The organism is Streptomyces sp. NBC_01304 (assembly GCF_035975855.1).
In the GTDB taxonomy this organism is placed as follows: domain Bacteria; phylum Actinomycetota; class Actinomycetes; order Streptomycetales; family Streptomycetaceae; genus Streptomyces.
This window is the reverse complement of the sequence record NZ_CP109055.1, coordinates 1,613,805-1,631,801: the sequence shown is the minus strand read 5'-3', so window position 1 is coordinate 1,631,801 and position 17,997 is coordinate 1,613,805. Positions and strand designations below refer to the sequence as shown.

At 72.1% G+C, this 17,997-nt stretch carries 19 protein-coding genes; 11 read left to right on the top strand and 8 right to left on the bottom strand.

Annotated features, from left to right (window positions below; all coding sequences use genetic code 11):
* Nucleotides 1-78: 78 nt before the first annotated feature.
* Entirely contained in the window at nt 79-1,431 is a 1,353-nt protein-coding gene (locus tag OG430_RS07215) for an SWIM zinc finger family protein (protein WP_327351583.1), read from the bottom strand.
* Nucleotides 1,428-4,340: a DEAD/DEAH box helicase gene (locus tag OG430_RS07210; protein ID WP_327351582.1), complete on the bottom strand. Its 2,913-nt coding sequence runs from the start codon at nt 4,338-4,340 to the stop codon at nt 1,428-1,430. The genes OG430_RS07215 and OG430_RS07210 overlap by 4 nt, the downstream gene beginning before the upstream one ends.
* Before the next feature lie 282 nt (nt 4,341-4,622).
* Between OG430_RS07210 and OG430_RS07205 the strand changes: the two genes are divergently transcribed.
* On the top strand, nt 4,623-5,702 hold the full coding sequence (locus tag OG430_RS07205) for an acyl-CoA desaturase (protein WP_327351581.1): 1,080 nt from the start codon (nt 4,623-4,625) through the stop codon (nt 5,700-5,702).
* A 135-nt stretch (nt 5,703-5,837) separates the two neighbouring features.
* On the opposite strand, the gene OG430_RS07200 is transcribed toward OG430_RS07205, so the two are convergent.
* Nucleotides 5,838-6,953 carry an alpha/beta hydrolase gene (locus OG430_RS07200; protein WP_327351580.1) on the bottom strand — a complete coding sequence of 372 codons (1,116 nt, stop codon included), beginning with the start codon at nt 6,951-6,953 and terminating at the stop codon, nt 5,838-5,840.
* A 95-nt stretch (nt 6,954-7,048) separates the two neighbouring features.
* Here OG430_RS07200 and OG430_RS07195 point away from each other — a divergent pair, with 95 nt between their 5' ends.
* Together OG430_RS07195 and OG430_RS07190 are read left to right on the top strand one after the other, a co-directional pair.
* A complete protein-coding gene (locus tag OG430_RS07195) occupies nt 7,049-7,615 on the top strand; it encodes a TetR/AcrR family transcriptional regulator (RefSeq protein WP_327351579.1) in 567 nt (188 codons plus the stop codon).
* Nucleotides 7,616-7,840: 225 nt separating this feature from the next.
* Complete coding sequence (locus OG430_RS07190) at nt 7,841-8,023, top strand: hypothetical protein (protein ID WP_327351578.1); 183 nt, start codon at nt 7,841-7,843, stop codon at nt 8,021-8,023.
* A 43-nt stretch (nt 8,024-8,066) separates the two neighbouring features.
* Here OG430_RS07190 and OG430_RS07185 read toward each other — a convergent pair whose 3' ends face one another.
* The gene (locus OG430_RS07185) at nt 8,067-8,774 is read right to left on the bottom strand and encodes an SDR family oxidoreductase (protein ID WP_327351577.1); all 708 of its coding nucleotides are present in this window, start codon (nt 8,772-8,774) and stop codon (nt 8,067-8,069) included.
* A 105-nt stretch (nt 8,775-8,879) separates the two neighbouring features.
* Here OG430_RS07185 and OG430_RS07180 point away from each other — a divergent pair, with 105 nt between their 5' ends.
* Nucleotides 8,880-9,191 (top strand): ArsR/SmtB family transcription factor, encoded by a 312-nt coding sequence (locus tag OG430_RS07180; RefSeq protein ID WP_327351576.1) that lies wholly within the window; start codon nt 8,880-8,882, stop codon nt 9,189-9,191.
* A 12-nt stretch (nt 9,192-9,203) separates the two neighbouring features.
* Here the strand turns inward: OG430_RS07180 and OG430_RS07175 are convergent, their stop codons facing one another.
* Complete coding sequence (locus OG430_RS07175; RefSeq protein WP_327358985.1) at nt 9,204-10,298, bottom strand: hypothetical protein; 1,095 nt, start codon at nt 10,296-10,298, stop codon at nt 9,204-9,206.
* Nucleotides 10,299-10,423: 125 nt separating this feature from the next.
* Here OG430_RS07175 and OG430_RS07170 point away from each other — a divergent pair, with 125 nt between their 5' ends.
* A complete protein-coding gene (locus OG430_RS07170; RefSeq protein WP_327351575.1) occupies nt 10,424-10,837 on the top strand; it encodes a deoxyxylulose-5-phosphate synthase in 414 nt (137 codons plus the stop codon).
* On the opposite strand, the gene OG430_RS07165 is transcribed toward OG430_RS07170, so the two are convergent.
* The gene (locus tag OG430_RS07165; RefSeq protein WP_327351574.1) at nt 10,761-11,102 is read right to left on the bottom strand and encodes a hypothetical protein; all 342 of its coding nucleotides are present in this window, start codon (nt 11,100-11,102) and stop codon (nt 10,761-10,763) included. The genes OG430_RS07170 and OG430_RS07165 overlap by 77 nt on opposite strands.
* Nucleotides 11,103-11,231: 129 nt before the next feature.
* Nucleotides 11,232-11,831 (bottom strand): class I SAM-dependent methyltransferase, encoded by a 600-nt coding sequence (locus OG430_RS07160; RefSeq protein ID WP_327351573.1) that lies wholly within the window; start codon nt 11,829-11,831, stop codon nt 11,232-11,234.
* A gap of 173 nt (nt 11,832-12,004) precedes the next feature.
* Here OG430_RS07160 and OG430_RS07155 point away from each other — a divergent pair, with 173 nt between their 5' ends.
* The 5 genes from OG430_RS07155 (at nt 12,005) to OG430_RS07135 (ending at nt 17,017) form a co-directional block, all read left to right on the top strand.
* Nucleotides 12,005-12,778: an MHYT domain-containing protein gene (locus OG430_RS07155; RefSeq protein ID WP_327351572.1), complete on the top strand. Its 774-nt coding sequence runs from the start codon at nt 12,005-12,007 to the stop codon at nt 12,776-12,778.
* Between the two features lie 74 nt (nt 12,779-12,852).
* The gene (locus OG430_RS07150) at nt 12,853-15,525 is read left to right on the top strand and encodes a sensor histidine kinase (protein WP_327351571.1); all 2,673 of its coding nucleotides are present in this window, start codon (nt 12,853-12,855) and stop codon (nt 15,523-15,525) included.
* On the top strand, nt 15,522-15,959 hold the full coding sequence (locus OG430_RS07145) for a roadblock/LC7 domain-containing protein (RefSeq protein ID WP_327351570.1): 438 nt from the start codon (nt 15,522-15,524) through the stop codon (nt 15,957-15,959). Before OG430_RS07150 ends, OG430_RS07145 begins: the two co-directional genes overlap by 4 nt.
* Nucleotides 15,960-15,981: 22 nt before the next feature.
* Nucleotides 15,982-16,431 (top strand): DUF742 domain-containing protein, encoded by a 450-nt coding sequence (locus tag OG430_RS07140; protein ID WP_327351569.1) that lies wholly within the window; start codon nt 15,982-15,984, stop codon nt 16,429-16,431.
* On the top strand, nt 16,412-17,017 hold the full coding sequence (locus OG430_RS07135) for a GTP-binding protein (protein WP_327351568.1): 606 nt from the start codon (nt 16,412-16,414) through the stop codon (nt 17,015-17,017). The genes OG430_RS07140 and OG430_RS07135 overlap by 20 nt, the downstream gene beginning before the upstream one ends.
* A 35-nt stretch (nt 17,018-17,052) precedes the next feature.
* On the opposite strand, the gene OG430_RS07130 is transcribed toward OG430_RS07135, so the two are convergent.
* Nucleotides 17,053-17,481 (bottom strand): PPOX class F420-dependent oxidoreductase, encoded by a 429-nt coding sequence (locus OG430_RS07130; RefSeq protein ID WP_327351567.1) that lies wholly within the window; start codon nt 17,479-17,481, stop codon nt 17,053-17,055.
* A 72-nt stretch (nt 17,482-17,553) separates the two neighbouring features.
* Here OG430_RS07130 and OG430_RS07125 point away from each other — a divergent pair, with 72 nt between their 5' ends.
* Nucleotides 17,554-17,967: a roadblock/LC7 domain-containing protein gene (locus tag OG430_RS07125; protein ID WP_327351566.1), complete on the top strand. Its 414-nt coding sequence runs from the start codon at nt 17,554-17,556 to the stop codon at nt 17,965-17,967.
* Nucleotides 17,968-17,997: the final 30 nt, after the last annotated feature.

Below are 17,997 nucleotides of genomic sequence, written 5' to 3'. Positions count from 1 at the left end.
ACTACGGCTGTCTTCTGGCACGTTGGGGTGTATGCCTGCTATGTCCGTACGGAGGGTGGGTCCTCCGGTGCGTCGCGGTCATTCGCCCCCGGTGACCGCGGCCAGCGCCGCGGCCGGGTCCTGCGCCGCCGGGCCCGCCGGGGCCCAGCGGCCGCGCTCCTTGCGGTAGGGCCACCAGCGTCCGTCCTGGCCGAGCCGCAGCTGGGCGTCGGTGCCGACGACCGTCCAGCGATTGCGGGCGGCCTTCAGCGGCGGCCGCTCGTCCTCGTCCCAGGCCGCATCCAGTGCGGCACGCGCGCGTGCCGACGCGTCGCCCTGCACCGCCCACTCCTCTTCGAGTACGCACAGGGCGGGCGCCCCGCCGAACTCCCAGGCCCGCACGGCCAGCTGCAGCCCCTCACGGTCCCGGCCCGTGCCGGACGCGAGGCGTGCCAGAACGGCCGGGTCCGCCGCCGCATCGGCCTCGGTCGCCGCGAGCCGTACCGCGTCCTGCTGCTCGGTCAACTCCGCGTCGAGGGGCTGCCCTTCGTGCCCGGGAGCCAGCGCCTCGGCGAGCAGCCGGTGCGCCTCCGCGGCGGCCCGTGCGGCCAGGAACTCCAGCGCCCCGACGTCGAGGCCCGCGGCGGGCTCGGTCTCGGTGTCCAGGGCCGGCGGGGTGCCGGGCGCCTGCGGCAGCGGCGGGGGAGCGGGCAGCGGGGGCAGGATGGCGCCGGTCGCGTACGCCTCGTCGGCGGCCACGCCCACCGGGGCGTCCTCCGCCTCCTCGGGGGCCGACTCGTCGGGCGCGGCCCGCGAGACACTGCGTACCTGCAACTCGTCGAGCAGCTCCCGCTCACCGCGCCCGCGCATCAGGAGCAGCACGAAGGGATCCTGGTCGAGCAGGCGCGCCACCTGGTAGCAGAGCGCGGCGGTGTGCGCGCAGTGGTCCCACGCCTCACAGGTGCACTCGGGCTCCAGGTCGCCTATGCCCGGCAGGAGTTCGACGCCCGCGGCCGCCGCGTCCTCGACCAGGTGCGGCGGCATCTCCCGGTCCAGGAGCGCCGCGATGTGCCCGGCGCGCTCGACGGCCATGTCGAGGAACCGGTCCCACTCGTCGTCCGAAAGGCGCTGCAGCAGCACGTCGGAGCGGAACGCGCTGCGCCCCCGGTCCTCCACCACTGCCGTGATCCGCCCCGGCCGCACCGACACGGCGCCGACCGCACCCGCCCGCGCGAGGCGGCGGCCCGCCTTCGTCTGCTGGTTGTCGAGCGCCGTGTCCTCCAGCGCCTTCAGCCAGGACTGACCCCACCAGGTGGTGGCGAGACCGCGGCCGTGCGCGGGCGGCAGTGCGGAGAAGGTGCGCTCGTTCTCGGGCGATTGGGGCAAGTCGTGGGCCTCCTGCGATTGTCGGGCTTCTCGGGTCTCGTCCACGTCGTCGTACGCGTCGCTCATCGGGCACCTCCGCGCAGCTCGACCAGGTCGGCCAGCTCGGCGTCGGTCAGCTCGGTGAGCGCGGCCTCGCCGGAGCCGAGGACGGAGTCCGCGAGCTCCCGCTTGCGCTCCAGCATCGCGGCGATGCGGTCCTCGATGGTGCCCTCCGCGATCAGCCGGTGGACCTGCACCGGCTGGGTCTGGCCGATGCGGTACGCGCGGTCGGTGGCCTGCGCCTCGACGGCGGGGTTCCACCAGCGGTCGTAGTGCACGACGTGTTCCGCGCGGGTCAGGTTCAGACCGGTGCCGGCCGCCTTCAACGACAGCAGGAAGACCGGGACTTCACCGTCCTGGAAGCGGTTCACCATCTCCTCGCGCCGCTGGATCGGCGTGCCGCCGTGCAGGAACTGGGTGGCCACGCCGCGCTTGGCCAGATGCCGCTCGATGAGCCGCGCCATCTGCACGTACTGCGTGAAGACCAGGACGCGTCCGTCCTCGGCGAGGATCGTGTCGAGCAGCTCGTCCAGGAGCTCCAGCTTCCCGGAGCGGCCGACGATCTGCGGGCGGTCCTCCTTGAGGTACTGCGCCGGGTGGTTGCAGATCTGCTTCAGGCCGGTGAGCAGCTTGACGATCAGGCCGCGTCGCTCCATGCCGTCGGCGGCGGCGATCGCCTCCATCGTCTCGCGCACCACGGCCTCGTACAGGCCCGCCTGCTCCTTGGTGAGGGAGACCGCGCGGTCCGTCTCGGTCTTCGGCGGCAGCTCGGGCGCGATGCCGGGGTCCGACTTGCGGCGCCGCAGCAGGAAGGGGCGTACGAGTGCGGACAGACGCTCGGCGGCGGCCGGGTCCTTGCCGCCCTCGACGGCCTTCGCGTAACGGCTGCGGAAGGTGCCGAGCTTGCCGAGGAGCCCCGGGGTGGTCCAGTCGAGGATCGCCCACAGCTCGGAGAGATTGTTCTCCACGGGGGTGCCGGTGAGCGCCACGCGCGCGCGGGCGTCGATCGTGCGCAGCTCCTTGGCGGTCGCCGAGTAGGGGTTCTTGATGTGCTGCGCCTCGTCGGTGACGACCATCCCCCAGGTGACGGTGGCCAGTTGGGCCGCGTCCAGGCGCATCGTGCCGTACGTGGTGAGCACGAACTCGCCCGCGGCCAGGTCGTCGAGGCTGCGCGAGGCGCCGTGGAAGCGGCGCACGGGGGTGCCGGGCGCGAACTTCTCGATCTCGCGCTGCCAGTTGCCCATGAGGGAGGTCGGGCAGACCACCAGGGTGGGGCCGGCGGAGGCTTCCTCGGTCTGGCGGTGCAGGTGGAGGGCGATCAGGGTGATGGTCTTGCCGAGGCCCATGTCGTCGGCGAGGCAGCCGCCGAGGCCGAGCGAGGTCATCGTGGACAGCCAGTTGAGGCCGCGCAGCTGGTAGTCGCGCAGCGTCGCGGTGAGCGCGGCAGGCTGCGGGACCGAGGTGTCCCCCTCGGGGTTCGCGAGGCGGCCGCGCAGGTTCGCCAGCCAGCCCGTGGGCGTGACCTCGACACGGCGGCCCGCGACCTCCGCGGAGCCCGTGAGGACGGCGCCCAGGGCGTCGATCGGGGTGACCTTGCGGTCCTCCTGGGCCTGCGCGAGGCGGGCCTCGTCGGGGTCGATGAGCACCCACTGATCACGCAGCCGCACCAGGGGGCGATTCGACTCGGCGAGCTGGTCGAGTTCCGCGCGGGTCAGCTGTTGGCCGCCGAGCGCGAACTTCCAGTTGAAGGCGAGCAGGGCGTCCGCCGACAGGAACGACGGGCTGTCGGAGGCCGCCTTCGCGGCGAAACCGCCGTCCTCCTTGTCGTCGATCGGGTCGCCGGCCGCGTCGCGGAGGGCCTCGGGCGGGCCGATGACGGCACGCGCGGTGAGCTTCCGGGCCAGCTCCTTCGGCCAGTGCACAGCGACACCCACGGTCGCGAGGGTGCGCGAGGCCTCACCGAGCAGCTCGGCGACCTCCTCGTCCGCGAGCTCGACGACATCCGGCACCGAGGCGGAAAGGAGCGGTGCGAGCGGCGCCCAGGCGCGGGCGGCACGGCGCAGCGCGAGCAGGGCGTCCAGCCGGCTGCGCGGCCCGAACGAGCGTGCGGCCGGGCCGGATTCGGCCCACACGTCGGCCGCGTCGGCGACGAGCGCGGGGTCGCTGACGCTGTGCAGCTGCAGGACGGCCCGGAACGGCAGTGCGGCACCCTCGGCGGCGTCAGGTGTGAGACCCGGGACCTCCACGCGCAGCGACAGGCGTACGCCCGCGTCGTGCCCGGCGGCCACATCGGCGGCCCAGGCCCGCTGCTCGGGCATCCGCTGCGGCTCACGGGTCGCGAACGCCGGATGGCCGTTGGCCAGGGGAGCCGCGGGGGAGCGCGGCAGGGTGTCGGCGACGGCGTCGAGGAAACGGCGCAGGAGCTGCTCGGGATCGGGCAGCCGCAGCCCGGCGCTCTCGTCGGCGAGCGGCACGGCGTGCGCGGCGGGCGGCATCGCGGCGGCCAGGTCGCGCAGCTGCTGCAGGTCGTCGGCGCCCAGCGGGCCGGTCCGCCAGGCATCGTGATCGGTCGCGGACAGGCCGGGCAACAGCAGCCCGCGTGCGGCAAGTTGCAGCGCGAGCAGCGCCGCCGCACCCCAGAAGGCGCCGGCCGGCGCGGCGCCCTGCACGCCACGCGCGCGCGTGAGCACCGCGAGCGCCTCACGCACGGGCAGCGCGAGTGCGGGCACCTCGACCGGCTCGACCGCTCCGGAGGTGTCGGGCAGGGCGACGGTCAGCGCTTCGGCGGTGCCGGACGCGACGGCCGGGGGCGCCTCGCCGTCCGGGCGCCAGAACGCGACCCGGCCCGTCCGTGCGGGATCGCCCGGCAGGAAAACGGCTGAACAGAGTGCGAGTTGAGAGATCTCGGAGGGGGATACCGCAGGGAGCCTGTGCACAGGAATGGCAGATTCCTCAAACTTGACTACTGGACCGGAGCGGCCGAGGGTACCTCGGCGCAGGGCCTCCGTGGGAGCGAATCGCCCGTGATGTGTGTCACCCCTCTGCGTGCGGGTGCGACGTCGGGTGCGAGGGGTGTACCCAGCACCACCCTGCACAGGGTGGCACCCCCCTGCGGATACGGGTGGTGGCGCCATGGTTGCGGAAGGTCATGGATCCGTACGTTTTGACAGGTCAAGCAATACGCGATCAAGTCGAGAACACGGACCGGGAGTTGCCCCATGTCTCAGGCCGCACTGGCGGAGCCCCGCCCCGCCGCCCCACCCGCCAAGGCCGCCGGTACGGGCTCCCGCGGCAGCGAGTTCGCGCCGCTCCTGCGCACCGTGAAGGGCCAGGGGCTCCTTGAGAAACGCACCGGCCGGTACGCGCTCGGGATCGCCGTGAACGCGCTCGCCCTCGCCGCGATCATCACCGCGATGGTGCTGATCGGCAGCTCCTGGTGGGCGCTGCTCCTCGCCGTCCCGCTCGGCGTCTTCTCGGCGCGTACGGCCTTCATCGGCCACGACGCCTGCCACTCCCAGATATCCGGCAGCCGCCGGGTGAACCGGGTGATCGGCGTCGTCCACGCCAATCTGCTCCTGGGGATGAGCGCGGCCTGGTGGACCGACAAGCACAACCGCCACCACGCCAACCCCAACCACCTGGAGAAGGACCCGGACGTCGCCCCCGACGTGCTGGTCTTCGCCGACGAACACGCCGTGGGGCGCACCGGGTTCAAGGCCTGGCTCACCCGCCATCAGGCCTGGCTGTTCTTCCCGCTGTGCCTGCTCGAAGGCCTCAACCTCAAGGTGAACGGCTTCAAGGACCTGCGCCGGCAGGCCCCGCGCGAACGCGCCGTCGAGGGGATCACGCTCCTGCTGCACCTGGCCGCGTACGTCACGCTGCTCCTCACCACCCTGACCGTCGGCCAGGCCCTCCTCTTCGCCCTCATCCACCAGGGCCTGTTCGGGCTGCACCTGGGCCTCGCCTTCGCGCCCAACCACAAGGGCATGGAGATGCCGGACTCCCACGACACCGGGAGCGAGCGCTGGGGGCATCTGCGCCGCCAGGTCCTCACCTCGCGCAACATCCGGGGCTCGGCCCTCACCGACTGGTTCCTCGGCGGCCTCAACTACCAGATCGAGCACCATCTCTTCCCGAGCATGCCCCGCCCCCACCTGCGCCTGGCCCAGCCGCTGGTCCGCGCGCACTGCCGGGAGCTGGGCATCTCCTACGCCGAGACAGGCGTGGTGGACTCCTACCGCCAGGCCCTGCGCCACCTGCGTGAGGTGGGCGAGCCGCTGCGGGTCGAGTTCGACTAGGGCGTGTCCGGCGGATCTTCGCGGAAGAGCCCGCGGCGTCTGGCGCGTGCCAGGCGTAGTGGGCCCGCGAAGATCCGCCGGACAGGCCCTAGGCCTGTCTCGGCGCATCGTCTGGCTGTCGGGCCGCAGCAGACGTCAGGTTGTCCGGTTCCGCTCCCTCACCCATGCGGTGAAGTCCTCGATTCCGTCGATCAGCGCCTCGAAGCGGAAGGAGTGGAAGAGGTCGAAGGCATGGTGGCCGCCCGGGAGTTCGACGTACACGACCGGCGAGGTGGAGACGGAGCGCAGGGCCGTGACCAGGGCCTTGGGATTCTCGATGGGCACCAGCTCGTCCAGGTCGCCGTGCGCGATGAGGAACGGTGGTGCGTCCGGCCGGGCGAGCTTCGTCGGGTCGGTCGTCGGATCGCCGTCGAAGTACACCCCGAGATAGCCGTTGAGCGCGATGGCGGCGGTCACCGAGGTGTCCACCTCCTCGAACCCGGGCTGATAGGCGGGGTCGTTGGGGGTGAGGGCGGCCAGCGACGCCATGTGCCCGCCTGCGGAACTACCCGTGATGAACACACCCGCCTCGGGATCCGCGCCGTACGTCTTGGCGTGTTCCCGTGCCCAGGCGATGACCTTCTTCGCGTCGATGAGGTGGTCGGGGTACGAAAAGGCGGGCTGCAGACGGTAGTTGGCGCTGATGCACACCCACCCCTTGCTTGCGAACCGGTAGAGCATGGGCAGCGATTGGGTGTCCTTCCGGCCTTGGTCGAAGTGGCCGCCATGGAAGTGGATCAGGACGGGGCCGCCCTCGGGGCGCGAGCGGTGATGGTAGACGTCGAGGAGGTTGCGCCGGCCCGCGTCCCCGTAACTGAGGTTGCGTACCCGCTTGACGTCACCGCGGCGACGGAAGAAGGGCCTGAGCAGAATGCGCGCAAGCGGCGGCCGGCGACGGGTACTCGAACCCTCGCCGAGTGCTTCGTCCAGGGCGCGCCGGACCAGCGGCGCCGTCCGTATCCCGCGGCGGGCCACCACCACGAGACCGGCGGCCGAAACAGCTGCCAGAGCGACGGCCGCCCAGTCGGCGGCCGTGGCGATGTCGCCCTCCACGAACGCCAGCGTCGTCGATGCCGCAAGCCCGTAGAGGGCGACGTGCGGTATCTCGTTGAAGACCAGGCCGAGCCGGTAACTGAAGTAGAAAAGCGGCTGCGGCCCTCGGATGCGCACCAGGCAGAACACCGTGATGAGTGCGGCCAAAACTGCGGTCACGACATAGCCAACAGCCACTGGAACCAACCCCGTTCGATGACGTCCTCCGGAAAGTACCTCACCTGTGGTACCACGGATGAGGTAGTTTTGGGAACGTGAATCAAGAAAGAAGGGCTCGCCTCGGTGATGCGGCCATCGACGTACTGGCGGAATCGGGCAGCCGGGGCCTGACGCACCGGGCCGTCGACGCCGCAGCGGAGGTGCCGCAGGGCACCACCAAGAACTACTTCCCCACCAGGGACGCGCTGTTGCGGGCGAGCATGGAGCGCATCATCGAGCTGCACGCGGCGATCCCCAGACCCGCACCCGTCGACCGGGCGGGCCTGGCCGCCCTGCTGCGCACGCTCCTGGAGCACGTCGTGGGGCCCGGCCGCGTGCGGGTGCTCGCCCTCCTGGAGCTACAGCGCGAAGCGAGCCGGACTCCGTGGCTGGGGGCGCCCCTCGACGCCTTCGCGGCTGCCGACTTCGCCTTCTTCGAGCACGCCCAGCGCAGCGCGGGCCTGCCCGTGACCCCGCAGCGCGCCGCCACCGTCACGCTGGCCCTGCACGCCGCACTCCCGCACCTGGTGGCTGAGGGCCCCCTCACCCAGGCCGCGGCCGGACTCGACGACATCGCAGGGTTCGTCAACGGCCTCCTGGAGACGGTGTACGGGGCCGCGTGAAAGCGTCGACCGGCCAACGTCGGCCGGATGGACCCCCCGTGCCCGCCCGTCTCTCCGGTCTCCGGCGTCGGGCAGGCGTCGATGACGGTCTCAGGGGCGCATCAGGGTCCGCAGGGCAGGACATCAGGGTCCGGTCAGGGTTCACACTGGAACCACGGGGGCTCGCGCACCCGTTCTCATGGACAGAGGGCGGCGACCGCCGCAGCCGCTGAGGAGGCGACGTACATGTCACGGAACGCGAAGATCGCCGCAGGAGGTGTGGCAGTCGGCCTGATCCTGCTGATCTGGCTGCCCTGGTGGATCGCCCTGCTGATCGTGGTCGGTGTGCCGGCAGCGGCCTATCTGACGCTCGACCCTGCGCAGCGGCGCAGGCTGCGGCGCGTCACGCGCAAGGAGCTCGGCCGCTGATCCGGCCGCCCGCACGCCCCGGCTCCGGGGGCGTGCGGGTCCTTCACAAGGAGCGGGCCGCGCCGCCGTCGATGCGGATGCTCTCGCCGTTGATGTAGGCGGCGTCGTCCGAGACGAGGAAGGCCGCGAGCTTTCCGATCTCCTCGACGGTCGCGTACCGGCCCGCGGGAATCTTTGCGAGGAACTCCGGATCCTCGGGCCAGCTGTTGACGAAGCCCGGCATCAGGCTGTTCATGCGGATGTTCTTGGCCGCGTGCTGGTCGGCGTACAGCTTGGTGAAGCTGGTCAGGGCCGCGCGCAGGCTGGAGTTGACGGGGATCAGGCCCATGGGCTCGAAGGCGGTGTACGAGGAGAGGTTGACGAAGGCGCCCTTGCCCGCGCGCTCCATGTGCGGCGTCGTCAGCCGGGCCATGCGGACGACGCTGAGCAGCAGCATGTCGAGCCCGTCGTGCCAGTCCTGGTCGGTCACCTTCAGGAGCTCATCGTTCTTGGCGTGGCCCGCGCCGTTGATCACCGAGTCGATCCGGCCGTGCCGTTCCAGGGTGCCGTCGACGAGCCGCGCGAGATCGGCGGGGTTGGTGAGCGACCCGAGGGTGGCCGTGCCGCCGAGCTCGCGGGCCAGGTCGTGTACCGCCTCATCGATGTCGAACAGGGACAGCGTGTGCCCGGCCGCGGCCAGCTGGGAGGCGATGCCCCGGCCTATGCCGGATCCGGCGGCGGTGACGATCGTGACGGGAGTGGGGGTGCTCATGGGGGTTCCTTGCGATTCGGTACGACGGTACGAAGGAAACCGTACTGTCGAACCAAGGAAGGGGCAAATCGGGCATCGTACGAGAAGCGTCGTACCATCGTTTCCATGGCTACGTACCACCCCGATCGCGACCAGCTGCTCATCGAGGACGTCCTCACCGCGCTGGGCAACCCGGTGCGCCTGGGCATCGTGCGCGAGCTCGCGTCGTCCGACGAGGAGCGCACGTGCGGCAGCCTGCCGCTCGAAGTCACCAAGGCCACGGCGACCCATCACTGGCGGGTGCTACGGGAATCGGGCATCACGCGGGAGCACAAGGTGGGCCGTTCCAAGGCCGTCACGCTGCGGCGTGACGACCTCGAAACCCGGTTTCCGGGACTGCTGGAGGCGGTGCTCGCAGCGAGCGCGCCGACCCGCTGAAGCCGGGCCCGGTCAGGAAGGCCGTACGGCCAGCTTCTCCAGCGCCTCGAGCAGGCCGGGCAGCTCGGGCCCGCGCCCCACCGGCACGACCTCGCCCGGCTCCTCGTCGAGCAGGAGGAAGGCGATGTCGTCGGTCCGCGCGACCATGGACCAGCCGGGGCCGTCGGCACGCAGGATGCGGGCGCTCTCGGTGGCGAAGGCGGAGCGTATGCGGCCGAGCGGCGGCGGTGTGTCGAGGTAGGCCCGTGCTTCTTCGAGGACGCGCCGCACGCTGCTGGGGGCTTCTGGCTCGGGCTGCGCGGAGCCCTCGGCCGGCTCCGGGCTCTCGGTGGCGTCCGCGCTCTGCCGGTTCTCCGGTCCCTCGGGGCCGGCCGGTCCCTCCGGGGTCGCGGTGTCCTGCGCACCCGTCGCGTCCGTCGCGTCCGTCGCGTCCGTCGTGTCCTTCGAGTCCGACGTGTCCGTCGCGCCGTCGTCGGCCGAATCGCCGCTCTGAGGCTCGGAGTTCGCGGTGGCATCCGCTCCCGCGTCCGAGCCGGATCCGGTTCCGGGGGCACCGGCGCCGTCCTCCGGCTCGGCGGCAGTCTCCGCCTCGGCGCCCGAGTCCGTGAAATCCGCGTCATCGATCTGCTCGCGCCAAGCGGCCCACCGCAGCGCGATCTCGTCCGCGCCGAGCCGCCGTTGGGCAGGCCCCCAGACGCTGGTGTCGGGCGGTGCGAGTGCCGGGCGGCCGTCTTGCGGATCGGGCTCGGGGTCGTGCGGCGCCGGGACGCCGGGCGCGGCGACCGACAGGGCGAGCGGCCAGCCGGGCAGCGCGGCGACCACGGTGCGGTCGTCGGGGGACAGGTCGTACTCCATGCCGCAGTCCCAGGAGGCGATGGCGACGGCCACCAAGGACACGTCGTCGACGACCACCGTCCACCGCGCGCCCTGCCCGTCCTGGCCGAGCACCAGGCCGTACCCGTCGGCGAGCGGCACGAGATCCAGGGCCGCGCAGGCCTCCGGGTAGTCGTCACCGAGCACGCTCGGGAACTGCGCAGGCGTCAAAAGCACCGCGGTCAGCACATACAGTGCCTCGTCAGCGGCGACAGCCTCGTCCGTCCCGGCCATGGCACCCCTCCCGATCGTCACGTCCGTCGGCGCACCTTAACCAGTGGGTAACCCGGCCGTCGAGGCCTCTTGGCCGGGAAATAATCCCTCGTCCGCAGCGCTGCCGCGGACCTACGCTGCCCGGCATGGCCAACTCCCGCTTCGTCTGCCTCCCGTGCCGTGCCGGGTACAAGAAATCCCGCGACCACCTGCGCGTACGCGGGCACGTCTGCCCGCGGTGCGGTGGCGAACTGATCGACGCGGGCACCGGACTTGCCGTGCCCAAGCACCGCGACATCGCCGGCTGGCGGGCCCTGACCGCGGTGTTGAACGCGGGGATCCGCTTCCGTCAGAGCTGCTGCGGCGGCCCCGGCTACCGCCCGCGCACCCCACGGGAGGTCCGTGAACGCCTCTCGTACGCCGCCGAGTTGGGGATCCCGGTGACCCGGGCCCTGCGCTGCTACGACCTGACGCGCACCGACATCAGGCGGCAGGCAGGCCGAGGAGAGTTCGGGCGACGGTCTGCGGCGACTCGTCGCGCTCGCGGGCGAGGGCTATGACCGCACGGCAGGCGAGCTCGTTGACGCCGAAGGAGAGCGCCTCGGGCGACACCCACCCCGCGGCCTCCTCCTGCTGCTCCTGGTCGTCCTCGGCGCAGGCCGACACATAGGTCGCGGCCGCCTCGAAGAGATTGTGCGTACGCCGTGCCTCACGCTCGTGCGCCGCCCGTGTCCCGGCGCCCGAGGCAGTCGTCTCGGGCTTCCCGGCGGACGTGCCCGGCTCGCGCCCGTCCGGCCGGAACAGTCTGCGCAGTCGGTCGAACATGTGCGGACCACCTTCCCCCATGGGCGGGCACCGTCCCCCGACGCGGCCACCCGATTGATCTTCCTTCCAAGTGTGCCGCATCCCGGCGCAGTTCGAGCCGCCGCGGAGCTCGCGCGCGGGGAGGCCGGCTCAGCCCTCCCGCACCGCCAGCGCAAGAAAACGGGCATCCTCGTCCACGTACGACACCATGCGCCAGCCAGAACCGGCCAGCAGTGGACGGAGGTTGTCCTCGGCCCGCAGATCGCCCGGCGTCATCTGCCGCCCCTGGCGCGCGGCGAGGGCGGCACGCCCGATGGGGTGGAAGAGTGCGAGGCGGCCGCCGGGCCGCACCACCCGCGCCAACTCGTGCAGATTCTCGGCGGGTTGTGGCAGATGTGAGATCAGCCCGGCGCCGAACACGGCATCCAGGGCGCCGTCGCGCACCGGCAGCCGCGACACATCGGCGAGCAGCAGAGCCCCGGCCGAGTCCCGCCCCGCCGCCACCGCGGCGGTCAGCATGGCAGGGGTGAGATCGGCGCCGAGGACCACTCCCGAGGTGCCGACGGCGGCGCGCAGCGCGGGCAGCGCGCGCCCCGTGCCGCAGCCCGCGTCGAGCACCGAGTCACCCGTGCGCAGCCCCAACTCGGCGACGCCCGCCGCGTACGCCGGGCCGTCGTCGGGGAAGCGGGTGTCCCAGTCGGCCGCGCGCGCCGTGAAGAACTCCTGGACTCTGCTCGGGTCATCGCTCATGACACCGATGATCGCGCACGCCACTGACAATGCAGCGGCGGGCCCCGCACGCCCGTGCGGCGCACATGTTCGAGCTTGACGCGATCGTTCAGGAACATAGCTCTGTCATATTCCGACCGGTTTCGAACTGCGCCCCTGTTGTGCGCCCCCACCCGGACTAGCGTCCCTGAGCCATGGGACACCTGGACCACGCCACCTTCGGCTGGCTGACACCCGTGCTGTCATACGTGATGGCCTGCATCGGCGCAGCCCTCGGCCTGCGCTGCACCGTCCGCGCCCTCGCCGCCACGGGGAGGTCACGGCGCAACTGGCTGATCACGGCGGCCTCCGCGATCGGCACCGGCATCTGGACGATGCACTTCGTGGCGATGCTCGGCTTCAGCGTCAGCGGCTCGGAGATCCGCTACAACGTGCCGCTGACCATCCTGAGCCTCGTCGTCGCCATGGTCGTCGTCGGCGCGGGAGTCTTCGCGGTCGGCTACGGCCGCGACCGAGGCCGGGCCCTCGCCCTCGGCGGACTCACCACCGGACTCGGCGTCGCGAGCATGCACTACCTGGGCATGGCCGCCCTGCGGCTGCACGGCGAAGTCACCTACGACCCCGCGCTCGTCGGGCTCTCCGTGGCCATCGCCGTCGTCGCGGCGACCGCCGCCCTGTGGGCGGCGCTCAACATCAAGTCGGCGCTCGCGGTCGCCGTCGCCTCGCTCGTCATGGGCGGCGCGGTGAGCAGCATGCACTACACCGGAATGATGGCGGTGGGCGTGCGTGTGGACCCCTCCGGCGGGTCCCTGCCCGGGGCCACGGCGATGCAGTTCATCTTCCCCCTCGCCGTGGGCCTCGGCTCCTATCTCTTCCTGACCTCGGCCTTCGTCGCGCTCTCCCCGACGGCGGGCGAGCGCGAGGCCTCCGCCTCGGCCCAGCGGCCGATGCAGGGCGCCGCCCGCTGACGGCGGTCCCCGGGCCGGCCGACGGCCGGCACCCCGCGGACCACGCCCCGTTCCCCGTACCGAGCGAGGAGGCCATGCGCATATCCCGCAGCACCCCCGACAGCACTTCCGGCCCCGAAGGCCCGCCCTCGAACGAGGCCAACGGCACCCCGGCCACCACCCCCGCGCGCGGACGGCGCGCACATGCGGGAGCACCCGCCGAGGAGAACCCGTACGACCGGGCCGAACCGCCCCCGCCCGCCCCGGACCCGCAAGAACAGCCACTACGCGCGCGTGGCGGAGGCTGGCGGGTGCGCCCGCGCACCGTCCGCGCCAAGATCGTCTGCCTGTTGATGGTGCCGGTCGTCTCCCTGCTCGCCCTGTGGGCGTACGCGACCGTCACCACGGCCCAGGACGTCGCGCGGCTGCGCCAGTTGCAGCGCGTCGACGAGGACGTACGCGGACCCGTCGCGACCGCCGTCGCGGCCCTCCAGGCCGAGCGCGGCGCAGCCGTCCGCTATGCGGCGCAGCCCGGCGCCGCGCGCGGCGACGAACTGGAGAAGCAGGCCAAGGCGACCGACAAGGCCGTGGCCGGGCTGCGGCTCGACGACGGCCACACCATCGCGGACGGCGGCGGTCTGCCGCCCCAAGTGGCCGACCGCCTCGACACGTTCGTCGTCGGCGTGGCCGACCTCAAGGACCTGCGCGGCACGATCCTCGACCGGCGTACCGGCTGGGAGGAGGCCTACGGGCAGTACACCGGGACCATCTCCGCGGCCTTCGGCGTCGGGGGAGCCCTCACCGGCATCCAGGACGCCGAACTCGGCTCCGACGCGCGCGTGCTGCTCGAATTCACCAAGGCCGCCGAGATGCTGGCCCGGGAGGACGCCCTGCTGTCCACCGCGCGGCTCACCAAGTCCCTCGACGGCAAGCGGCTGCACGCGTTCATCGGCGCCGTCGAGACCCGGCGCACCCTGACCGACGGCGCCGTCGACGACCTGCGCGGGACCGAGCGGGCCGCCTGGCACGACCTCGAGGAGGGGAGCGCGTACGCCGACGTGCGCGCCATCGAGGACAAGGTGCTCGCCGCGGACGCCGGCCGCAAGGCCGTCGACGCGATCGACGAGGCACGCTGGGACGCCGCCGTGCCCGGACTGCAGGAAGACCTGCGCGCCATCGAGGCGGGCGCCGGAGCCAGCGCCGCCGACCGCGCCGATCCCTTCACCCGCGGGGTGCTCAGCCCGGCCGGCGCCGCCGTGCTGTTCGGCCTGCTGGCCGTCGCCGCCTCGCTCGTGATCTCGGTACGCATCGGCCGCGGCCTCGTCGTCGAACTGGTCAGCCTGCGCAACAGCGCGCTCGAGATCGCCCGCCGCAAACTCCCCGGCGCCATGCGCCGGTTGCGGGCCGGCGAAGAACTCGACATCCACGCCGAGGCCCCGCCCAAACCACCCGCCGAGGACGAGACGGGCCAGGTCGCCGAGGCACTCGACACCGTGCACCGCGCCGCCCTGAGCGCCGCGATCGAGCGCGCCGAACTCGCCAGCGGCATCTCCGGCGTCTTCGTCAACCTCGCCCGGCGCAGCCAGGTCCTGGTCCACCGCCAGCTCAACCTCCTGGACTCCATGGAACGCAGGGCCGACGACCCGAACGAGCTCAGCGACCTGTTCCGGCTCGACCACCTCACCACCCGCATGCGCAGGCACGCGGAGAGCTTGATCATCCTCTCCGGGGCGGCCCCCGGCCGGGCCTGGCGCATGCCGGTCTCCCTGACCAACGTCGTGCGCGCCGCCGTCTCCGAAGTCGAGGACTACGCGCGTGTGGAGGTACGTCAGCTCCCGGAGGCCGCAGTCGTGGGCTCAGCGGTCGCCGACCTCACCCATCTGCTCGCCGAAATCGTCGAGAACGCCGCCCAGTTCTCCCCGCCACACACCAAGGTCCGCGTCAGCGGCGAACCCGTCGGCAACGGCTACGCCCTGGAGATCGAGGACCGGGGCCTGGGCATGGGCAAGGAACGCCTCGCCGAGGCAAACCGGCGCATCGAGCAGTCCGAGACGCTCGACCTGTTCGACAGCGACCGGCTGGGCCTGTTCGTGGTGAGCAGACTCGCCGCACGCCACGGCATCAAGGTCCATCTGCGGACGTCCCCCTACGGCGGCACCACCGCCGTCGTCCTGCTGCCCACCGGGCTGCTGCAGGGCGCCCTCGGCCCCTCCGTCAGGCCCGCCCGCGACCAGCTCGACCCACACGAGACAGCCGACGCCGCCGAGCACGCACGCGTGGCGGGCGGTTCCGGACCCGCCCGCCTGGGCGGCGCCGCCGGCCTCGTGGCGGGACCCCGCCCCGCCCTCGCACCGTCCGCGGCCGAACCCGCGCCGCCCCCCGGCGTCACCACGCTCAGGCTGCACACCCGCACCACGGACGCCAACGGTTCGGACACCCGCACCACCGACACCAACGGCTCCGGCAGCCGCGGCACCGGCGACGACAGCACGGACACCGACGGGTCCGACGACAACGACGGCCTCCCACGCCGCGTACGCCAGACCCACCTCGCACCACAACTGCGCGAGGAACAGACGGCAGCGGAACCCCCGCCCCCGTCGCACACCTCGCAGGAAACCGACGAACGCACCCCCGAGCAGGTCAGGGACCGCATGGCCGCCTACCGCGACGGCTGGGCGCGCGGCGGCCGACCACCCGGCAAGGCCCGGGGCGCGGGCGGCGTACGCAGCCAGGGCAGCGACAGCAGCGAAGGAGACGGCACATGATCGAGGACCCCAGAGCCGGCACGGCCCACCGTTCCGGTGAACTCGACTGGCTGCTCGACGACTTGGTGCTGCGCGTCGGCGAGGTGCGGCACTGCGTGGTGCTCTCCAACGACGGGCTCGCGGTCGGCGCCTCCAGCGCGCTGCACCGCGAGGACGCCGAGCATCTGGCGGCGGTCGCCTCCGGATTCCACAGCCTCGCCAAGGGGGCGGGCCGGCACTTCGGTGCCGGCGGGGTGCGCCAGACCATGGTCGAGATGGACGACGGCTTCCTGTTCGTCGCCGCGGCGGGCGACGGCTCCTGCCTCGCGGTGCTCAGCACGGCGACCGCCGACATAGGCCTGATCGCGTACGAGATGGCGCTCTTGGTGAAACGTGTCGGCGAGCACCTCTTCACCCCACCACGCTTCGCCGCACGGCCCCCCGCCGCGGGATGAGGGAAGGAGGCGACCGCAGGTCATGAACCCCCACGAGCACCACGAGTACGACCGGAGCGACCGCGTCGCCGACGGCACCGGCCGGCCGGAAGCCGGCAGCCAGTGGTACGACGCCGACGCGGGACCGCTCGTCCGCCCCTATGCGATGACCGGCGGCCGGACCCAGCCGGGCCCGACCGGCGTGCACTTCGACCTGATCGCGCTCGTCACCCTCGACACGAACGCGCCCGACTCGGGCGAGGACACGGCGCTCGGACCCGAGCACCGCTCCCTCGTCGAGCTGTGCCGCGCCGAGACCCAGTCGGTCGCGGAACTCGCGGCCGGCGCCGATCTGCCGGTGGGCGTGGTCCGGGTCCTCCTCGGGGACCTGCTCGAGCTGGGCTGCGTCAAGGTGAGCAGGCCGGTGCCCCCCGCACAGCTACCCGACGAAAAGATCCTGAGAGAAGTGATCGATGGGCTCCGAGCGCTCTGAGAGCACGGTCGGCGAACCCGCCGCCCTTGCGCTGAAGATTCTGGTCGCGGGCGGCTTCGGGGTGGGCAAGACCACCCTGGTCGGCGCGGTCAGTGAAATCCGCCCCCTTCGTACGGAGGAACAACTCAGCGAACTGGGCGAATCGGTGGACGACACCGTCGGTGTCGCCCGCAAGACCACCACCACCGTCGCCATGGACTTCGGCCGGATCACCATCAGGTCGGGCCTGTCGCTCTACCTCTTCGGCACGCCCGGTCAGGACCGCTTCTGGTTCCTCTGGGACGAACTGTCGCAGGGCGCACTCGGCGCCGTCGTCCTCGCGGACACCCGGCGGCTCGAGGACTGCTTCCCCGCGGTGGACTTCTTCGAGCACCGGCACATCCCCTTCGTGGTGGCCGTCAACTGCTTCGCAGGGGCGCGCACCTACGGCGCTCAGGATGTCTCCCGCGCCCTCGACCTCGACCGGGGAACACCGGTCGTGCTGTGTGACGCACGCGACCGGGATTCGGGAAAGGAAGTGCTGATACGACTCGTCGAGTACGCCGGGCGGATGCACACCGCCCGGCTGCTCGACTCGGTCGGCTGAGGAGCGCGGAGCGAGGCCTCAGGGGGCGGGCCGGCTCAGTCGGCCACGCCCCCTTGGGCCAGTACCTTCTCGATCCGTACGCGGACGAGCAGTTCACCGGGTACGCCATTGCGCTCGCCGTACTCCTCGGCGCGCTCCTCGCCCATGTACCGGGCCGCGATCCGGCCCGCCCAGTGCCGGACCTCGGCCAGCTCCTCCACCAGCTCGGCCTGCCCGCGGATCACCACGAACGCGAACGGCGGCCGGTCGTCGTCCACGCACAGCGACACCCGCCCGTCGCGGGCCAGATTGCGGCCCTTGACCGACTCCTTCGCAGTGTTGAAGACGAGGTCGTTCCCGTCGAGCAGGAACCAGATCGGTGCGATGTGCGGCGAGCCGTCGGCCCGTACGGTGGAGAGTTTCGCGGTGCGGGTGCCGTGCGAGACGAAGGCATGCCATTCGTCCTCGGTCATCTTCTGTGCCATGTACCCATCCTGTCTTGCCGAGGGGGCAACCGTGGTGAAGGCTGGCGGGCAACGGGAACGGGGAGGCCGAACATGGTGCAAGGCACGGGACTTGGCTGGCTGCTGGACGATCTGACCCAGCGGGTGGAGCACGTACGGCACGCGCTGGTCCTTTCCAACGACGGACTGGTGACCGGCGCGAGCACGAGCCTGCCACGCGAGGACGCCGAACATCTGGCGGCGGTCGCCTCCGGACTGCACAGCCTCGCCAAGGGGTCGGGGCGCCACTTCGCAGCGGGCGGCGTACGCCAGACCATGATCGAGTTCGATGAGGCGGTGCTGTTCGTGACGGCGGCCGGCGACGGCAGCTGTCTGTGCGTCCTGAGCTCGTCGGACGCGGACATCGGGCAGGTGGCCTACGAGATGACGCTGCTCGTCAATCGCGTCGGCGAGCACCTCAAAGTCGGGGCACGGCAGCCGCAGCGAACGCCGGTGATAGACCTCTGACCTGCCAGTACGGTCTCGTGGACAGAGTTA

Excerpts from the sequence above, each read along its gene's own strand:
- OG430_RS07215 (WP_327351583.1), bottom strand. The coding sequence starts at position 1,431 with ATGAGCGACGCGTACGACGACGTGGACGAGACCCGAGAAGCCCGACAA.
- OG430_RS07205 (WP_327351581.1), top strand. The coding sequence starts at position 4,623 with ATGTCTCAGGCCGCACTGGCGGAGCCCCGCCCCGCCGCCCCACCCGCC.
- OG430_RS07190 (WP_327351578.1), top strand. The coding sequence starts at position 7,841 with ATGTCACGGAACGCGAAGATCGCCGCAGGAGGTGTGGCAGTCGGCCTG.
- OG430_RS07185 (WP_327351577.1), bottom strand. The coding sequence starts at position 8,774 with ATGAGCACCCCCACTCCCGTCACGATCGTCACCGCCGCCGGATCCGGC.
- OG430_RS07180 (WP_327351576.1), top strand. The coding sequence starts at position 8,880 with ATGGCTACGTACCACCCCGATCGCGACCAGCTGCTCATCGAGGACGTC.
- OG430_RS07175 (WP_327358985.1), bottom strand. The coding sequence starts at position 10,298 with ATGGCCGGGACGGACGAGGCTGTCGCCGCTGACGAGGCACTGTATGTG.
- OG430_RS07170 (WP_327351575.1), top strand. The coding sequence starts at position 10,424 with ATGGCCAACTCCCGCTTCGTCTGCCTCCCGTGCCGTGCCGGGTACAAG.
- OG430_RS07165 (WP_327351574.1), bottom strand. The coding sequence starts at position 11,102 with ATGTTCGACCGACTGCGCAGACTGTTCCGGCCGGACGGGCGCGAGCCG.
- OG430_RS07160 (WP_327351573.1), bottom strand. The coding sequence starts at position 11,831 with ATGAGCGATGACCCGAGCAGAGTCCAGGAGTTCTTCACGGCGCGCGCG.
- OG430_RS07155 (WP_327351572.1), top strand. The coding sequence starts at position 12,005 with ATGGGACACCTGGACCACGCCACCTTCGGCTGGCTGACACCCGTGCTG.
- OG430_RS07150 (WP_327351571.1), top strand. The coding sequence starts at position 12,853 with ATGCGCATATCCCGCAGCACCCCCGACAGCACTTCCGGCCCCGAAGGC.
- OG430_RS07145 (WP_327351570.1), top strand. The coding sequence starts at position 15,522 with ATGATCGAGGACCCCAGAGCCGGCACGGCCCACCGTTCCGGTGAACTC.
- OG430_RS07140 (WP_327351569.1), top strand. The coding sequence starts at position 15,982 with ATGAACCCCCACGAGCACCACGAGTACGACCGGAGCGACCGCGTCGCC.
- OG430_RS07135 (WP_327351568.1), top strand. The coding sequence starts at position 16,412 with ATGGGCTCCGAGCGCTCTGAGAGCACGGTCGGCGAACCCGCCGCCCTT.
- OG430_RS07130 (WP_327351567.1), bottom strand. The coding sequence starts at position 17,481 with ATGGCACAGAAGATGACCGAGGACGAATGGCATGCCTTCGTCTCGCAC.
- OG430_RS07125 (WP_327351566.1), top strand. The coding sequence starts at position 17,554 with ATGGTGCAAGGCACGGGACTTGGCTGGCTGCTGGACGATCTGACCCAG.